Consider the following 16001-nt stretch of genomic DNA (forward strand, 5'->3'; position numbering starts at 1 on the left):
AATGAGAACATACTTTTCGGGCGGCCGTCGAAAAGAGGTCATGGACCTGACGGTCGCCGTCGCGCACTACCCCGAAGGCGCTGGCCACGCCACCCGGATGCTCGCAGTCGGGCAAGCGTTCGAAGACGCGGGGGCGGACATCGCGCTCGCTGGCGGCGGTCCCGGCTCGCGCTTCATCGAACACAACGGCTACGACGTGTTCCGGGCCGCGCCGGTCGATTACATCGGCGACTACCAACAGGGGTCGCTCGGCCGCGTGCTGACCAGAAGCCTCCCCTACAGCGGCAAGCGCGTCTTCGACTTCGTGCGCTGGCTCCGACGTGAGGACCCCGCGGCGCTGGTGACCGACGACATGTTCGCCGCGATGGCCGCGCCGCTGACGGGGACGCCCCTCTACATCGTCACCCACAACGCGGCCTCCTACTACGACGCCGCGGTCGAACAGGTGTTTACCTGGCTGCTCAACCGCTACCAGTTGGGCGCGGCCGAGACGTTCCTCTACCCGGCGGTCTGGCCGTCCGACGGCGGCGACCCGCCGGGCGTGACCCACGTTCCGCCCGTCGCGCTCGACCCCGACGACTGTCGCGGCCCGAACGAGGAAATCGACGTGTTGGTCGTGCCGAGCGTCTACTCGACGAACTTCGACGTGCTCGCCGAGACCCTTCGGACAGAGGGCCACCGCGTGACGCTGGTCGGCGACGACGACTGGGAGGCAGTGCCCGCACTCTTGCCGTGGATTCGGGCCGCCGACGTGGTGGTCTGTTCGGGCTACTCGACCGTGATGGAGGCCGCGGTCGGCGGGACCCCCTGCGTAATCTACCCGTTCACCGACGAGCAACACGGCGTGACCCGCGTCATCGAACGCCGCGGCGTCGAGGGCTTTCAGGTCGAACACTCGGTTACGCACGTCGCACGGGCGGTCCGCCAGCCGCCCGAGTCGCCCGACCACGACAACGGCGTCGAGCGCGTGGCCAGCCACGTCCTCGAAGAGCTAACCTGACCAGTTTTTGCCACTGTCGGAACTACGAACCCCGTCGCTCGCTAACCACCGGTATGGCACGAGTCGTCGCCGGAGCGCGCCTCCACTTCGGCTTTCAGAACCTCTCGCTGGCCCACGAGCGACTCTACGGGTCGCTCGGAGTCGCGCTCGACTCGCCGCGGGTCGAGGTGGTGGCCGACCCCGCAGAGACGGTTCGATGTAACCACGACGACGCCAGCGCGTACGCCCGCCGCGCGGTCGAACTTCTCGGTGTCTCCGGCGCAGACGTAACGGTCGAGCGAACCCTGCCACGACACGTCGGTCTCGGGAGCGGGACGCAGTTGGCACTCGCGGTGCTCGCGGCGGTCGCGCGCGCTCACGGCCGCAATCCGCGAGTCCGCGAGCGCGCCCCAAAACTAGGCCGTGGCGGTCGGAGCGGCGTCGGGGTGGCGACCTTCGAGTCCGGCGGGTTCGTCCTCGACTCGGGACACCCGACCGAGCGGTTCACGGCCGACCGACCGCCCCGCGGGGAGTGGTCGGTCCCGCCGGTCACGGCCAGCCACGAGGTCCCCGACGACTGGCGCTTCGTGGTCGTTCACCCCGACGCGGAACCCGGCCGGAGCGGCGACGACGAGGACGCCAGCATGCGGTCGGTCGTCGAGCGCGCGGACCCCTCGCTCGCCGACGAAATCGCCGCGGTCGTGACTCGGCGCGTCCTCCCAGCAGTCGCCGAGGGCGACCCCGAGACGTTCGGCGCGGCGCTCGCCGAGGTGGGCCGGTTGAACGGCGCGTGGTACGCCGACGAGCAGGGCGGCGTCTACCGCCCGCCGGTCGGCGAACTCGTCGCGGAGCTATCCGGAACGACCGCGATAGCTGGCGCTGGCCAGTCGTCGTGGGGTCCCGCGGTCTACGCCGTGACCACCGACGAGCGCGCGCCTGCGGCCCGCGAGGCGGCCCACGCGGCGCTCTCGGCGGCGGGCGTCGGCGGCGAGGTGGTGGTCGCCGAACCCCGGAATCGGGGCGCGGAAATCGACGCGTGAGTTGGCACAGTCCTCTCGGAGTAGTCGGACTGGCGGTCACGGAGTCATCGACACTGCCGACTGAGTCGTCGGCTCCCTGTCCGTGACCGCGCGAAGCGTCCGTGCAAGGATGGTCTCGGTTTCGTATTTGAACGTTCGCGTCGAAGAAAGGACTCCGGATGAGTCCGGGGAGAGAAGCGAGACTGGTAGACGAAAGACCCAAACGCCCCGGCCGAGACCCCCGTAACGAGAGCTTCATGAACCGAATTCCGTTCGGCGTCTCCCGACTGGACGACATCATCGGCGGCGGCGCGCCGCCCGGAAGCGTGGTTCTGCTGGCAGGCGAGGCCGGGGCCGGTGCCCGCGAGTTCTGCTACACCAGCGCGACCATCAACGGGTTGGCCCACACCGACGAGGAGCAGTTCGGTCTCCACTACGGCGAGGTGTCCGACCGGGCCGCGGTGCCCGAGGATATCCACTACGTCTCGTTCACCGCCAGCGGCGACGAACTCCGGCGGGAAATCGAGTTCACCATGAGCGAGGAGATAGTCCGGCCGGGCGTCCGGACCGTCGATTTCGCCGACTTCAGTCAGGAATACTTCCAACTCTCTGCGATTCCCCGCGAGTGGTACACCCGCAAGACTCAGACCATCACCGACCTCGGGAAAGGGGGCGACCGCCGTGGTGTGCTAGAAGCGCTCGGCGAGTACCTCAACGAACACGCCACGGGCAACCTCGTCGTCATCGACTCGCTGACCGACCTCGCGCGCGCGCCGAACGAACACTTAGACTGGAGCGATATCACTCTACTCGTCAAGGGTCTCCAAAAGGCCTCGCGCGCGTGGGACGGCCTGATTTTGGTCCTCGTGAATCAGGAAGCCCTCTCGGACATCCAGATGGGGAGTCTGATGGGTGCGGCCGACGGCACCATCGCCTTTGAGTGGGAGACCGGCGGCAACGAGCGCGACCGGGTGATGTTCGTCCGGGAGTTCCGCGGGGTGTTGTCGCGGTTGGAGGCCGAGGACATCATCCGCTTCGAGACGGAGATTCACGACGCCGGATTCGACATCAGTAACGTGCGGAAGATTCGCTGAGGGGTTCAGTCACGTTTGTGGAATTGTTCAGATAAGCTGATTCCATGCAAAGACGGAGTTTGCAACCAATTTTCGGCGGTACGGTGAGTAGCGTTCTGGAAATAGTTGGCATGAAACGGTTACTGAACTTCATCAGCGGTTCCGGTATCACCTCTTGCTCCACACCATCTAACTCGATTCATTGCCACAGCCGTTGAGTCGGTCGAATTCTGGCAGAGGCAACCAGAACTCCAATCGCCTCATGCTTCAACGCGTATCTGAACAGTACCTGTACCGTGCGCCACATTTATTACATTCTATTACGTTCTATTATACATGCCAATCAGTATCGATCAGTTCAACGAAGACCCGTCGGGAGCCCTCGACATCCAAGAGGGCACCAATCCCTACCGCATCATCCAGTTCCTCGCCGAAAACGAACATCAAGCGTTCACCCAAACCGAAATCCACGAGGCGACCGGTATCAATCGCGGAAGCGTCGGTGCCACCCTATCGCGTCTCGAAGACCGTGGTCTCGTCCGTCATCGCGGTCGGTACTGGGCACTCGCCGAAGACGACCGCCTCGCGTCATACGCGGCCCAGACGCGGGCCAGTTCGGCGTCAACGACCGACGACTACTACGGTGAAGAATAGCGATGATGTACGACCGCGGTGTAGTCGTGAAAGGCCCGGACCTGCTCGCTGACCACAACTATCGCCCCTACGTCTGTCTAAGTGACGACGCTCACCCGTTTAGCGATGAGGAAGCACTCTACGCGGCGGTTACGACAACACGACGCGCGGTTGCGATTCCGCTCGCAGACGCCGAGTTCAAAACCGGTGGACTCCCCCGTGAAAGCTACGTCAATCCGTGGACCGTCGTGCCCATCCGGCACGCAGATGTTCACGGTGAAGAAGGTCGCCTAGTCGAAGCGACGACAAAGAAGGTTGCACAGGAGGCCGCCGGGTATCTAGGCGTCGAGTAGGAAACTACCCGTCTACGTACTCCCCGTCCACTTTCTCAGCTAGCCCCAACAACACGGCCCACTCCAACAGATACTCCACGCGCTCGCTCCAAATCGTCTCCCACGTATTCGGATTCTTGTAGTGTTCCCACGTCGGGACCTCCTCTTCGAACTGCTCGAACACCGTCTCGGCAGAAAGTGGTCTCCCGGCGTCGTCCAGAATCTCTAACAGCGCGGGCGCCCCGAAGACGTTTGCTCGGAACTGCTCGGCCAGAAACTCCGGCGTCGGGTCCTCGCGCGTCCGGGTAAAGCCCGACGACTGCTCCTCGGCCAGTCCGAGCGCGCGCAGGAACGTCAGCCACGTCCGGGCCTCGTCTCGACTCGTCAGGTCGGTCCGGTTGAGCATCCGGGCGCAACAGTCGTCTTCGCTCCCCGGTACGAGCGGCACCGCGCGCTGTGCGTCGGCCACGAAGTCGAGGGACTGGGGCGGTTCGGGAACCAGTTTGAATTGCATCCTCTCTCCCTCCGACTCAGATGCCGAAGCTCTCGGCCAGCAGGTCTTCGTCGCGCTCGCCGACGACGTAGGTGTCGCCGCCGATTACGTCCACCGTCGCGCGGGCGGGCGCGAAGACGCCCTCCGCGACATCGTAGAAGTCCCAATCGACAGATTCGAAGATTTCCGCGAAGTGGGTGCCGTACTCGTCGTTCGCGGTCGAGACGATTTCGTCGAAGCGGTCGAACTCCTCGCGGACGGTCATGTGAACTTCGCCGCCGTAGGCCAGCGCGTCGTTCGTCCGCGCGATGGCGGTCTCCTCGTCGCCCGCCACGGGCGCGACTGGGGCCGACCCGGTGGCGCTCACCACATCGAGGGGGTCGTAGCCGAGTTCCGAGAGTCGGAAGACGGCCATCTCGGCCGCGCGCGAGGCGATGCCGACGCTCCCGGCGAGGCTGGCGGTCGGAACCGACGCGAGAAAGACGCTGGTCGTCTCGACGCCGGTCAGGTCCGCGACCTGCTCGGCGGCCGACGCGGTGGGGTAGTCGTCGCTCTCGACGGCCAGCACCGCGAAGTCCGACACGTCCTCGTAGCCCACACGCGCGAACTCGTCTTCCTCCGCGACGAGCGCGCGGGCCGGGCCGCTCCCGAGACCCTCGAAGTCCTCGGTCGTGAGCTCCCACCCGGCCTTCTGCGAGCAGAGCAGGGCCAGCGCGGGGTGGTCGCTGGTCAACTCGACGTACTGGAAGGGCGCGCCAGCGACCTCGTCCATCCGGGTCTGTACCGTTGCGAGTCCCGCGGTCTGCATCTCCGCAAGCAGGAGTCCGGCCTCGACGCCGCCGTCGAACTCGTGGCCGAAGTCCAGTACCGTGGCTCCGTTGTCGAGTTCGCGCGCGCCGATGTCCAACTCTTCGGCGAAATCGAGGGCTTCGTCGGCGAGTTCCAACGCGTTCCGATTGAGACTGTCCATGTGCGCCGATTGGGCGTCACCCCGTAAACCGTTTATCAGTCGGTGTGGGTTCGACGGTTTCGACAACTTCGGACCGTCCGATTCCGACTCGGTGACGGCCACGCAGCATGAACTTCCGGCGGGAGAGGTGAGAAAACGCTCGGCTCCGGGACTACCGTTCCCGTTTCGCCTCTCGGCCGAGCGCGTCCTCGACCGCATCTACTTTCTCGTGCGCGCGTTGCTCGCGCGTGCGCTTGTCGTCTATTTTCAGGACCGTACTCACGCGGTCGCCGTCCACCGCCTCGTGGGCGGCTTGGGCGGCCGCAAACAGTTCATCCACCGAATCGGTCTCGATGACGGTCCCCATCGGGTTGGTCTCGTAGGACACGTCGAAGTCGTCGAGCGCGGCGACGGCCTTGGCCACTTCCTCGGCCATGCTTTCCTCGACGACCGGTGCGACGCTCAGGAGTGCGATTACGGCCATAGCGGATGGACGAACGGGCGGCGGCCTCTTTGCCGTTTGGTCCTCATCGGTCGTCGTGACAAAATGCGACGCGACGACGTAACGTAGAGTTACAACTCCGTGGGAAGTAGCGTTTGGAAAAGTGCGCCGGCGGGGATTTGAACCCCGGTTGCGACCATGGCAAGGTCACGTGATACCACTACACTACCAGCGCCCTGCGAGTGCATTTCTACGTAATGCCGGGTAACAAATAAGGCTTGCGAATCGAAGTAGAATCGGGGGGCGGTGACACGAATCAAGGACCGATTTCTGGCGCTACGAGCTTTGTGACGCGGCCGCACAGATAGAACCAAAGCGGCACCCTTTTACGAACCAAGCCGGTACGATTCGCTACAGTCTAGTGACGGGGCGTCGAAGCGTCACGGTATGACCGTCAGCCTACTCGTTCCGTCATCCCTCGTCCGGGAAGCCGAAGACAAGCGCGAGGCGACTCGCAAAATCGGTTACGTCGCCCGCGCGGCGACGGTGTTCCGGGCCGACCGCCTCGGGGTCTTTCCCGACCCTGAGGGGGAGGAAAAATGGGGTGGCGGGTTCGTAAGCACCGTGCTGAACTACGCCGCGACGCCGCCCTACCTCCGAAAAGAGGTATTCGGTAAGCGGGACGAACTGGAGTACGCGGGCATCCTACCGCCGCTCCGCGCTCCGTCACAGACCGGCTCCGAATCCGAGGGTTCGGGGTCGTTAAGACAGGGAATCGTGACCGAGGTCGGACCTGAAGGGCGCGTTCGGGTCAATTGCGGACTGCAACACCCGATCTCGCTCGTCGTGCCGCCAGAAATGGAGGTCGGCGAGCGGGAGCGCGTAACCGTCAGGATCTCTTCGCGAAGTCCGGTCCGTGCGAAGCTCGTAGACGAGCCCCTTTCGGGCTGGTCGGTGATGCGCACGGACCTTCCGGCGGCGCTCGACCGCGACGACGCGGGCGTTCGAATCGCAACGTCCCGCCACGGGGTCGAATTGACGACTCGGCGGCTGACCGATGTGGTCGGCCGTATCGAACGCGACGGTATGACTGTCGCGTTCGGCGCACCGGGTCGCGGCTTGCCGGAGATACTCGACCTCCCCACCGAAACGCTGGCCGACGCGCGGCCCGGCGACGACGGGGAGGACGAGGCGGACGCGGAGTCCGGAGTCGAATCGGGCGCACCCGGCCGGTTTGACCTCTGGGTCAACGCGGTTCCGAATCAAGGCAGCAAGGTCGTGCGAACTGAAGAAGCGATGTTCGCCTCCCTTGCCTGTCTGAACCTCAAAGAGAAGTGATACGATGCCAGAAACAAGCAGACCACGTAAAGGTTCGCTAGGGTTCGGCCCCCGCCAGCGCGCGGCCAGTGAGGTACCGCGCTTCAACTCGTGGCCCGACGGAGACGGCAACCCGTCTCTCCAAGGCTTCGCGGGTTACAAGGCAGGCATGACCCACGTGGTGATGGTGAACGACGAATCCAACTCCCCGCGAGAAGGGATGGAGGAGACCGTTCCCGTCACTATCGTGGAGACGCCGCCGATGCGGGCGGTTGCTCTGCGAGCCTACGAAGACACGCCGTACGGCAAAAAGCCGCTGACGGAAGTGTGGGGCGACGACTTCCACGACGACCTCTCTCGCACGCTCGACGTGCCGGAGGACCACGATATCGACGCCGCCGAGTCAGAGCTCCGCGAGGCGCTCGACAACGGCGACGTTTCCGACCTTCGTGTCGTCACCCACACCGTTCCCGAAGAGGTGCCAAGCATTCCGAAGAAAAAGCCCGACGTGATGGAGAGTCGCGTCGGTGGCGGGTCGCTCAGCGACCGCGCCGACTTCGCGTTGGACCTCCTCGAAGACGGCGGGGAACACGCCATGAACGACGTGTTCCGCGCAGGCGAGTACACCGACGTCAGCGGTGTGACGAAAGGTAAAGGCACGCAGGGTCCCGTCAAGCGATGGGGCGTCCAGAAGCGGAAGGGCAAGCACGCCCGTCAGGGATGGCGACGACGGATCGGCAACCTCGGTCCGTGGAACCCCTCGCGCGTCCGCTCGACGGTGCCCCAGCAGGGCCAGACCGGCTACCACCAGCGTACTGAACTCAACAAGCGCCTCATCGACATCGGTGAGGACGACGACATCAACGTTGACGGCGGCTTCGTCAACTACGGCGAAGTCGATGGTTCCTACGCGCTGGTCAAAGGCTCGGTCCCCGGTCCGGACAAGCGCCTCCTGCGTTTCCGCCCGGCCATCCGGCCGAAAGACCAGCCGCGCCTCGACCCCGAGGTACGGTACGTAAGCACCGAATCCAATCAGGGATAAAGTATGCAAGCAACAGTACGAAACCTCGACGGCGAGGAAGACGGCACGCTCGACCTGCCGGATGTCTTCTCGAAGACTGTCCGGCCGGACCTCATCAAACGCGCCGTCCTCGCCGCGCAGGCAAACCGCAAGCAGGACTACGGCGCGGACGACTACGCCGGGATGCGAACCTCGGCGGAGTCGCCCGGCAGTGGTCGCGGGATGGCCCACGTCCCCCAAACGAACGGACAGGGCGCACGAGTGCCCCAGACCGTCGGTGGTCGCAAGGCCCACCCGCCGAAAGAAGAGAAGGACCGCTCGCTCGACATCAACACGAAAGAGCGAAAGAAGGCGATTCGGAGCGCCATCGCGGCGACGACCGACGCCGACACCGTGGCCGAGCGCGGCCACCAGTTCGACGACGACCTCGAACTGCCGCTCGTCGTCAGCGACGACTTCGAGGACCTCGTGAAGACCAAGGAGGTCGTCTCGTTCCTCGAAGCCATCGGCGCGGACGCCGATATCGAGCGCGCAGAGGAGAACAAGTCGATCCGAGCGGGTCGCGGGACCACGCGTGGGCGTAAGTACAAGACGCCCAAGTCGGTCCTGTTCGTGACCAGTGAGGAACCCTCGAAGGCCGCCCGCAACCTCGCGGGTGCCGACGTTGCCACGGCCCGAGAACTCAACGCAGAGGATCTCGCGCCCGGCACGCATCCCGGCCGACTCACCGTGTGGACCGAGAGCGCGGTCGAGGAGGTGGCCGACCGATGAGCGTCATCGAGTACCCGTGGGTCACTGAGAAGGCAATGAATCAGATGGACTTCGACAACAAGCTTCAGTTCATCGTGGACCTCGACGCCGAGAAGCCCGAGATCCGCGAGGAGATTCAGGAGCAGTACGAAGTCACCATCGAGAAGATCAACACGCAAGTCACCATGAACGGCGACAAGAAGGCCACGGTGACGCTTTCGGAGGACGACGACGCGCAGGAAGTCGCCTCCCGAATCGGGGTGTTCTGAACATGGGACGACGAATCCAAGGACAACGACGCGGTCGCGGGACGCCGACGTTCCGCGCCCCGTCGCACCAGTACAAAGCGGACCTCACGCACAAGAAGCCCGAAGAGGTCGACACCGTCTCCGGCACCGTCGTGGACATCGAACACGACCCGGCCCGGAGCGCACCGGTGGCGGCCGTCGAGTTCGAGGACGGCGACCAGCGTCTCATCCTCGTGCCCGAGGGCGTCGGCGTCGGCGAGACCATTCAGGTCGGCGTCAGCGCCGAGATCAAACAAGGAAACACCATGCCGCTGGCCGAGATTCCGGAAGGAGTCCCGGTCTGTAACGTCGAGCGCCAGCCCGGCGACGGCGGCAAGTTCGCTCGCGCCTCCGGCGTGAGCGCGAACCTCGTCACGCACGACCGCGACGCCGCGGTCGTCGAGCTTCCGAGCGGCGAGGTCAAGCGTCTCTCGCCCGATTGTCGGGCGACCATCGGCGTGGTCGCAGGTGGCGGCCGAACGGAGAAGCCGATGGTGAAGGCAGGAAACAAGCACCACAAGATGAAAGCGCGCGGCACCAAGTGGCCGAACGTCCGCGGCGTTGCGATGAACGCCGTCGATCACCCGTTCGGTGGCGGTGGCCGCCAGCACCCCGGCAAGCCGAAGTCCGTCTCGCGGAACGCTCCGCCCGGACGGAAGGTCGGGGACATCTCGTCCCGGCGAACGGGACGAGGAGGTAACTAAGCCATGAGTGAAGGCGAATACCGAACCGGCCGCGAAGGTGAGTTCACCTTCCGCGGTTACGACCTCGACGACCTGCAGGACATGAGTCTTGAGGAAGTCGCGGAACTGCTTCCCGCACGCCAGCGGCGAACCATCGAGCGCGGTCTGTCCACCGAGCAGGAGAAGCTTATCGAAGAGGCCCGCGAGGCCACCGAAGACGGCTCGGCGAACGACCCGATTCGGACACACCTCCGGAACATGCCGATTCTCCCCGAATTCGTCGGGAAGACGTTCTCGGTGTACACCGGTCAGAGCTTCGAGCGAGTGTACGTCGAGCCGGAGATGCTGGGCCACTACCTCGGCGAGTTCCAGCTGACGCGGAAATCGGTCGAACACGGACAGGCCGGTATCGGCGCGACCCGCTCCTCGAAGTTCGTGCCACTCAAGTGATACCATGGGAATCAGTTACAGCGTCGAGACCGACCCGGACACCACCGCCAAGGGGATGCTCCGGGAGCGGCACATGAGCCACAAGCACAGCAAAGCCATCGCCCGCGAAATCAAGGGCAAGACCGTGGAGGACGCCCGAGAGTACCTCCAAGCGGTCATCGACGGCGAGCGGTCGGTGCCGTTCAAGCAACACAACAGCGGCGTCGGCCACCGTAGCGACATCGACGGCTGGGACGCCGGTCGCTACCCCGAGAAGGCCAGTGAGGCCTTCCTGACCCTCATCGAGAACGTCGTCAACAACGCCGACCAGCAGGGCTTCGACGGCGAGTCGATGGAAATCATGCACGTCGCCGCCCACAAGATCGGCGAAGTGCAGGGCCGCAAGCCCCGAGCGATGGGGCGGGCGAGCGCGTGGAACACGCCCGAGGTAGACGTGGAACTCGTACTCAAAGAGGTGCAAGAATAATGGCAGACGAACAGCAGTTCATTCACGACGGACTTCAGCGGTCCCAGATCGACGAGTTCTTCGGCGAAGAACTCGGCCGTGCGGGTTACGGCGGCATGGATGTCGCCAAGACCCCGATGGGGACCCAAATCGTTCTCAAGGCCGAGAAGCCCGGTATGGTCATCGGCAAGGGCGGGAAGAACATCCGGAAGATTACCACGCAGCTCGAAGAGCGGTTCGACCTCGAAGACCCGCAGATCGACGTGCAGGAAGTGGACGAGCCGGACCTCAACGCCCGAATCGTCGCGGACCGACTCGCCAACGCGCTCGAACGCGGTTGGTACTTCCGGAAGGCCGGACACACCACCATCGACCGCATCATGGACGCCGGTGCGCTCGGTGCCGAAATCGTCCTCTCCGGGAAAGTTACCGGTGCGCGCTCGCGCGTCGAGAAGTTCAACCGTGGGTACATCAAGCACAACGGTGAACCCGCCGAGGACATCGTTGACCACGGGCAGGGCGTCGCCGTCCTGAAGCTCGGCACCATCGGCGTGGACGTGAAAATCATCCCGCCGAACGCCAAGCTCCCCGACGACTTCGAGATTCAGGAAGACGCGAGTCCCGAAGAGATCGTCCCCGAGGCCGTCGAGGCCAACGAGCAGGCTGGCGTCGAGGAACTTCTCGAAGAGCCGACCGACGAGGAACTCGAAGAGCTTCGTGAGGAGGAGGACGCGGACGAGGTTCCCGCCGAACCCGCCGAAGAGGAGCTTGACGAGGAAGTCGTCGAAGAGGTAATCGAGGACGAGACCAGCGAGGAGTCGGCCGACGAGACCGAAACCGAGAACTCGGTCGAAGAGGAACTCGACGAGCTCGAAGAGGAAGTCGAGCAGGAAGCAGAGGACCTCATGGACGAGATGGAAGACGAGGAGGGTGACGAATAATGGCCATCCTTCATATCGAGGAAATCCGCGACATGACTCCCGCAGAGCGTGAGTCGGAGCTGGAAGACCTCGAAACCGAACTCCTCAACGAGAAGGCCGTGAAGGCCGCCGGTGGCGCACCGGAGGACCCCGGCCGATTCCAGCAGCTTCGCCGGACCATCGCGCAGATCAAGACGATCCAGCGCGAGGAAGGCGACCTGAGCGACGAATAATCATGCCACTTACACCCGAGAACCTGACGCGACACGAACTCAACGGACTTCACGTCCGCGTCGCCGACGCGCCGAACCCGGACCTCGTGGGAATCGAGGGCCGGGTCGTCGCCGAGACGCAGGGCACGTTGAGCGTCGCGTCCGCCTCTCGGGTGCGGCAGGTGCCGAAAGAGGGCTCGACATTCGAGTTCGCGCTTACAGATGAATCCGCCGACCGTTCCGAGACGCGCTCGGGACCTCGTCGCGCCTCGCGCGACGATGCCGCGAAGGGGTCGGGGACCGCGTCCAAACTTGCATCGGAAACTGCCGGAGTTGCCTCCGGTCAGTCCGGTGCTGTCTCCGAACCACGTTCGGGGGGCAGTCGGCGTTCGGCCGACTGCACCTCCGGAGGGCGCTCGGAGGCTCGTCGGCCGAACGCCGACGGTGGCGAGGGCGTGGCCTACGTTACGGTGGATGGCGCGCGGCTGCTCTCACGACCCGAACTACGCACCGAAAACGCAGGTGAATCTAAATGGCAACAGGACTGAACGTATCAGAGCCGGAAGGAACCTGCTCCGACGAGAACTGTCCGTTCCACGGAACGCTGTCCGTGCGCGGTCAGACGCTCGAAGGAGAGGTTGCTTCCACAGACATGGACAAAACCGTGATCGTCGAGCGAGAGTACGACGTTCCGGTTCCGAAGTACGACCGGTACATGAAGCGCCGGTCCCGAGTCCCGGCACACCACCCGGACTGCTTGGAACTGGAAGTCGGCGACACGGTTCGTATCGCAGAGACCCGACCGCTTTCGAAGACGAAGAGCCACGTCGTCGTCGAGCAGTTCGAGACGACGCGGAGCTTCGGAGCGGGCGGCACCGAACAACAAGACGAATCGGAGGACGAAGAATAATGGAAGCGCTCAAAGCCGACATTACGCAGGGCCTCTCGAAAGGCTCGCTCCTCAACTGCGCCGACAACACGGGCGCACGCGAGGTCAAACTCATCAGCGTCTCCGGCTACTCCGGCGCCAAGAGCCGCCACCCGAAGGCGGGCATCGGTGACAAAGTGACCGTCTCGGTCACGAAGGGTACCCCAGAGATGCGACGGCAAGTGCTGGAAGCGGTTGTTGTTCGCCAGCGCCAGCCGATTCGTCGTCCCGACGGCATGCGCGTCAAGTTCGAAGACAACGCGGCCGTCATCATCGACGACGTTGAGGAACCGCGCGGGACCGAAATCAAGGGTCCCATCGCGCGGGAAGTCGCAGAGCGGTTCGGAAGCATCGCAAGCACCGCTACGATGATAGTATGACTCAGCAACCACGCAAACAACGAAACCAGACCGAGCGCGCCTCGCTCCACGAGCGACACGAGCAGGTCAAGGCGACGCTCGCCGACGACCTCCGCGAGGAGTTCGACACCCGCAGTGTCCGCGTCAACGCGGGCGACACCGTCGAGGTGATGCGCGGGGACTTCGCTGGCGACGAAGGCGAAGTCATCAAGGTTGACCTCCGCGACGCGGTCGTTCACGTCGAGGACGTGACTCTCGAGAAGGCCGACGGCGAAGAAGTGCCCCGGCCGCTCGACGCGAGCAATCTCAAGGTCACCGACCTCGACCTCGAAGACGACCTGCGCGAGGAGCGCCTCCGAGGTGAGAACGAATGACGAAACACCAGAAGCGACTCTCAGTTCCGAAGTCCTGGCCGGTCGAGCGCAAGACCGAAACCTTCACCGTGAAGGCCGATTCCGGCCCGCACGGAGAGGACGGCGTGCCCCTCATCATCCTGCTGCGGGACGTGCTGGGCTACGTCGGCTCCCGGAAGGAAGCACGATACGCTCTCGATCAGGGCAACGTGCTGGTCAACGGCGACGAGAACGTCGCCGAGGACCGACCTATCGGGATGTTCGACATCATCGCGTTCACCGAGCGCGAAGAGTTCTACCGCGTCTTCCCCGACGAGGGCGGTCGGCTCACGCTGACTCCCATCGAGGCCGACGCCGCCGAGAGCAAGCTCGGAAAGATCGAGGACAAGACGAAGGTCTCGGGCGGTCGCACCCAGCTCAACCTCCACGACGGGCAGAACCTGCTCGTCGAGGACGACGAGTACAGCGCCGGGGACTCCATCGTCATCAGCAACGACGACACCGAGGTCGTCGCGCACTTCCCCTACGAGGAAGGCAGCCTCGTGACCGCTGTCCGCGGTTCGCACGCGGGCGACATCGGCGAGGTCACCGAGATTCAGGTGACGCCCGGTAGCGGTTCGAACAACGTCGTGGTCGAGACGGACGACGACGGCACCTTCGAGACGGTCGAAGAGTACGTCGTGGTCATCGACGAGAACTTCGTGGGTGATGACGAATGAGCGAAGCAGACGCTGATTTCCACGAGATGCGCGAGCCGACCATCGAGAAGGTCGTCGTCCACATGGGCGTCGGCGAAGGCGGCCGCGAGCTCGCGGACGCCGAGGACATTCTCGAAGACGTGACTGGCCAGCAGAGCGTGCGGACGCAGGCCAAGTCCACCAAGCCCGAGTTCGGCATCCGTCAGGGCGACCCCATCGGTGCGAAGGTCACCCTGCGCGACGACGAGGCGACGGAATTCCTCCAGAAGGCGCTCCCGCTGGCCGACATCGCGGGTCGTCAGTTCGACGGCACGGGGAACTTCAGCTTCGGCGTCGAGGAACACACCGAGTTCCCGAGCCAAGAGTACGACCCGAACATCGGCATCTACGGGCTGGACGTGACGGTTAACCTCGTCCGACCCGGCTACCGAATCAGCAAGCGCGACAAGGTTACGCGGTCGCTCCCCTCGGCACACAAGCTGAACGCCGAGGACGCCATCGCGTACATCGAATCGAACTTCGACGTGGAGGTTGAACGATGAGTGAAAGCGAAATAGACTCCGAAGCGACCGGAGAACACGCCGCCAAGCGTACCGGCCAGTCGGACGAGTGCCAGCGCTGCGGTCGGAAGCAGGGTCTCGTCGGCAAGTACGACATCAACCTGTGTCGGCAGTGTTTCCGCGAAGTCGCCCGAAGCATGGGCTTCAAGAAGTACCGATAACTATGGCAGGAAACGATCCGTTGGCCAACGCACTCTCCGGCATCGACAACGCCGAGAGCGTCGGTCATTTGGACCACACAGTACAGCCCGCGTCGAACGAGATCGGCAGCGTACTCGAAGTCTTCTACGACCGAGGGTACATCGACGGCTTCGAGTTCGTCGATGACGGTAAAGCCGGTCAGTTCGAGGTCGAACTGAAAGGCGCCATCAACGAGTGCGGCGCGGTCAAGCCCCGGTACTCGGCCGGGTCCGACGACTTCGAGAAGTGGGAGAAGCGATTCCTCCCCGCCCGCGACTACGGGGCACTCGTCGTCACGACCAGCCACGGCGTCATGAGCCACTACGAGGCCCGCGAAGAGGGCGTCGGTGGTCAGGTCATCGCGTACGTCTACTAACAATGGCACGAACAGAACTCGAAATTCCGGACGACGTGACTGCGGAGCAGGACCACCTCGAACTCACCGTCGAGGGGCCGGAAGGAGCCGTTACGCGACGGCTTTGGTACCCCGACGTGTCCGTAAGCGTCGAGGACGAGTCCGTAGTCATCGAGAGCGAGGAGGAAGACGCCAAGACCAACGCGACCGTGGGTACGTTCGAGAGCCACGTTCGCAACATGTTCCACGGCGTGACCGAGGGTTGGGAGTACACCATGGAGGTGTTCTACTCTCACTTCCCGATGCAGGTCCGCGCCGAGAACGGCGAGGTCGTCATCGAGAACTTCCTCGGTGAGAAAGCTCCCCGAACCACCGATATTCACGGCGACACGACCGTCAGCGTGGACGACGAGGTCCTGACCCTGAGCGGACCGAGCATCGAGGACGTAGGCCAGACGGCCGCGGACATCGAACAGCTCACCCGCGTCAAGGACAAGGACACCCGCGTCTTCCAAGACGGCGTCTACATCACCGAGAAGCCCCAGACTGGAGGTGTCTAACGA

General features: G+C 64.2%; 26 protein-coding genes and 1 tRNA gene. 23 read left to right on the forward strand and 4 right to left on the reverse strand.

Translation table 11 applies throughout. The features are described 5' to 3' along the window. Positions 1-40 precede the first annotated feature (40 nt). The 5 genes from EP007_RS03710 to EP007_RS03730 all read left to right on the forward strand — a co-directional run bounded on the left by EP007_RS03710 (position 41) and on the right by EP007_RS03730 (position 4057). A complete protein-coding gene (locus EP007_RS03710; protein ID WP_128476369.1) occupies positions 41-1000 on the forward strand; it encodes a glycosyltransferase in 960 nt (319 codons plus the stop codon). Between the two features lie 53 nt (positions 1001-1053). After that, positions 1054-2019: a beta-ribofuranosylaminobenzene 5'-phosphate synthase family protein gene (locus EP007_RS03715; protein ID WP_128476370.1), complete on the forward strand. Its 966-nt coding sequence runs from the start codon at positions 1054-1056 to the stop codon at positions 2017-2019. 236 nt (positions 2020-2255) lie between these two features. After that, positions 2256-3092 carry an RAD55 family ATPase gene (locus tag EP007_RS03720; protein ID WP_128476371.1) on the forward strand — a complete coding sequence of 279 codons (837 nt, stop codon included), beginning with the start codon at positions 2256-2258 and terminating at the stop codon, positions 3090-3092. 315 nt (positions 3093-3407) lie between these two features. Continuing rightward, the gene (locus EP007_RS03725) at positions 3408-3725 is read left to right on the forward strand and encodes a helix-turn-helix transcriptional regulator (RefSeq protein ID WP_128476372.1); all 318 of its coding nucleotides are present in this window, start codon (positions 3408-3410) and stop codon (positions 3723-3725) included. A 2-nt stretch (positions 3726-3727) separates the two neighbouring features. Further along, positions 3728-4057, forward strand: a complete 330-nt coding sequence (locus EP007_RS03730; RefSeq protein ID WP_208023526.1) for a hypothetical protein — start codon at positions 3728-3730, stop codon at positions 4055-4057. Between the two features lie 4 nt (positions 4058-4061). Here EP007_RS03730 and EP007_RS03735 read toward each other — a convergent pair whose 3' ends face one another. From EP007_RS03735 to EP007_RS03750, 4 genes are all read right to left on the reverse strand, one after another. Beyond that, positions 4062-4550 carry a hypothetical protein gene (locus EP007_RS03735; protein WP_128476374.1) on the reverse strand — a complete coding sequence of 163 codons (489 nt, stop codon included), beginning with the start codon at positions 4548-4550 and terminating at the stop codon, positions 4062-4064. A 16-nt stretch (positions 4551-4566) separates the two neighbouring features. Further along, positions 4567-5499 (reverse strand): methenyltetrahydromethanopterin cyclohydrolase, encoded by a 933-nt coding sequence (mch, locus tag EP007_RS03740; RefSeq protein WP_128476375.1) that lies wholly within the window; start codon positions 5497-5499, stop codon positions 4567-4569. A gap of 151 nt (positions 5500-5650) precedes the next feature. Beyond that, entirely contained in the window at positions 5651-5962 is a 312-nt protein-coding gene (locus EP007_RS03745; RefSeq protein WP_128476376.1) for an MTH1187 family thiamine-binding protein, read from the reverse strand. A 122-nt stretch (positions 5963-6084) separates the two neighbouring features. Continuing rightward, positions 6085-6155, reverse strand: a tRNA-Gly gene (locus tag EP007_RS03750). A gap of 212 nt (positions 6156-6367) precedes the next feature. Between EP007_RS03750 and EP007_RS03755 the strand changes: the two genes are divergently transcribed. Genes EP007_RS03755 through EP007_RS03840 form a run of 18 tightly spaced genes read left to right on the forward strand, consistent with a single transcriptional unit; the run spans position 6368 to position 15998 of the window. Next, positions 6368-7258, forward strand: coding sequence for a putative RNA uridine N3 methyltransferase (locus tag EP007_RS03755; RefSeq protein WP_128476377.1), 891 nt, complete (start codon positions 6368-6370; stop codon positions 7256-7258). Positions 7259-7262: 4 nt separating this feature from the next. Next, positions 7263-8279: a 50S ribosomal protein L3 gene (locus tag EP007_RS03760; RefSeq protein ID WP_128476378.1), complete on the forward strand. Its 1017-nt coding sequence runs from the start codon at positions 7263-7265 to the stop codon at positions 8277-8279. Positions 8280-8282: 3 nt separating this feature from the next. Next, on the forward strand, positions 8283-9029 hold the full coding sequence (gene rpl4p, locus EP007_RS03765) for a 50S ribosomal protein L4 (protein WP_128476379.1): 747 nt from the start codon (positions 8283-8285) through the stop codon (positions 9027-9029). Continuing rightward, entirely contained in the window at positions 9026-9277 is a 252-nt protein-coding gene (locus EP007_RS03770) for a 50S ribosomal protein L23 (protein ID WP_128476380.1), read from the forward strand. Before rpl4p ends, EP007_RS03770 begins: the two co-directional genes overlap by 4 nt. A gap of 2 nt (positions 9278-9279) precedes the next feature. Next, positions 9280-9999 (forward strand): 50S ribosomal protein L2, encoded by a 720-nt coding sequence (locus tag EP007_RS03775; protein ID WP_128476381.1) that lies wholly within the window; start codon positions 9280-9282, stop codon positions 9997-9999. A 3-nt stretch (positions 10000-10002) separates the two neighbouring features. Then, on the forward strand, positions 10003-10428 hold the full coding sequence (locus EP007_RS03780) for a 30S ribosomal protein S19 (RefSeq protein WP_128476382.1): 426 nt from the start codon (positions 10003-10005) through the stop codon (positions 10426-10428). A gap of 4 nt (positions 10429-10432) precedes the next feature. Beyond that, positions 10433-10894, forward strand: coding sequence for a 50S ribosomal protein L22 (locus EP007_RS03785; RefSeq protein ID WP_128476383.1), 462 nt, complete (start codon positions 10433-10435; stop codon positions 10892-10894). Further along, a complete protein-coding gene (locus EP007_RS03790) occupies positions 10894-11814 on the forward strand; it encodes a 30S ribosomal protein S3 (protein WP_128476384.1) in 921 nt (306 codons plus the stop codon). Before EP007_RS03785 ends, EP007_RS03790 begins: the two co-directional genes overlap by 1 nt. After that, the gene (rpmC, locus tag EP007_RS03795; RefSeq protein ID WP_128476385.1) at positions 11814-12026 is read left to right on the forward strand and encodes a 50S ribosomal protein L29; all 213 of its coding nucleotides are present in this window, start codon (positions 11814-11816) and stop codon (positions 12024-12026) included. Before EP007_RS03790 ends, rpmC begins: the two co-directional genes overlap by 1 nt. 2 nt (positions 12027-12028) lie before the next feature. After that, on the forward strand, positions 12029-12553 hold the full coding sequence (locus EP007_RS03800; protein WP_128476386.1) for a ribonuclease P protein component 1: 525 nt from the start codon (positions 12029-12031) through the stop codon (positions 12551-12553). Next, positions 12538-12915, forward strand: coding sequence for a 30S ribosomal protein S17 (locus tag EP007_RS03805; protein ID WP_128476387.1), 378 nt, complete (start codon positions 12538-12540; stop codon positions 12913-12915). Before EP007_RS03800 ends, EP007_RS03805 begins: the two co-directional genes overlap by 16 nt. Further along, the gene (locus tag EP007_RS03810; protein ID WP_128476388.1) at positions 12915-13313 is read left to right on the forward strand and encodes a 50S ribosomal protein L14; all 399 of its coding nucleotides are present in this window, start codon (positions 12915-12917) and stop codon (positions 13311-13313) included. Before EP007_RS03805 ends, EP007_RS03810 begins: the two co-directional genes overlap by 1 nt. Continuing rightward, positions 13310-13666, forward strand: a complete 357-nt coding sequence (gene rplX, locus EP007_RS03815) for a 50S ribosomal protein L24 (protein WP_128476389.1) — start codon at positions 13310-13312, stop codon at positions 13664-13666. The genes EP007_RS03810 and rplX overlap by 4 nt, the downstream gene beginning before the upstream one ends. Beyond that, complete coding sequence (locus EP007_RS03820) at positions 13663-14364, forward strand: 30S ribosomal protein S4e (RefSeq protein ID WP_128476390.1); 702 nt, start codon at positions 13663-13665, stop codon at positions 14362-14364. The genes rplX and EP007_RS03820 overlap by 4 nt, the downstream gene beginning before the upstream one ends. After that, positions 14361-14885 carry a 50S ribosomal protein L5 gene (locus EP007_RS03825; RefSeq protein WP_128476391.1) on the forward strand — a complete coding sequence of 175 codons (525 nt, stop codon included), beginning with the start codon at positions 14361-14363 and terminating at the stop codon, positions 14883-14885. Before EP007_RS03820 ends, EP007_RS03825 begins: the two co-directional genes overlap by 4 nt. After that, positions 14882-15064 carry a 30S ribosomal protein S14 gene (locus tag EP007_RS03830; RefSeq protein WP_128476392.1) on the forward strand — a complete coding sequence of 61 codons (183 nt, stop codon included), beginning with the start codon at positions 14882-14884 and terminating at the stop codon, positions 15062-15064. Before EP007_RS03825 ends, EP007_RS03830 begins: the two co-directional genes overlap by 4 nt. 2 nt (positions 15065-15066) lie before the next feature. After that, positions 15067-15459, forward strand: a complete 393-nt coding sequence (locus EP007_RS03835; protein WP_128476393.1) for a 30S ribosomal protein S8 — start codon at positions 15067-15069, stop codon at positions 15457-15459. Positions 15460-15461: 2 nt separating this feature from the next. After that, positions 15462-15998 carry a 50S ribosomal protein L6 gene (locus tag EP007_RS03840; RefSeq protein WP_128476394.1) on the forward strand — a complete coding sequence of 179 codons (537 nt, stop codon included), beginning with the start codon at positions 15462-15464 and terminating at the stop codon, positions 15996-15998. The last annotated feature ends 3 nt before the right edge of the window (positions 15999-16001 follow it).

The organism is Halorussus pelagicus (assembly GCF_004087835.1).
Classification (GTDB): Archaea; Halobacteriota; Halobacteria; order Halobacteriales; family Haladaptataceae; genus Halorussus; species Halorussus pelagicus.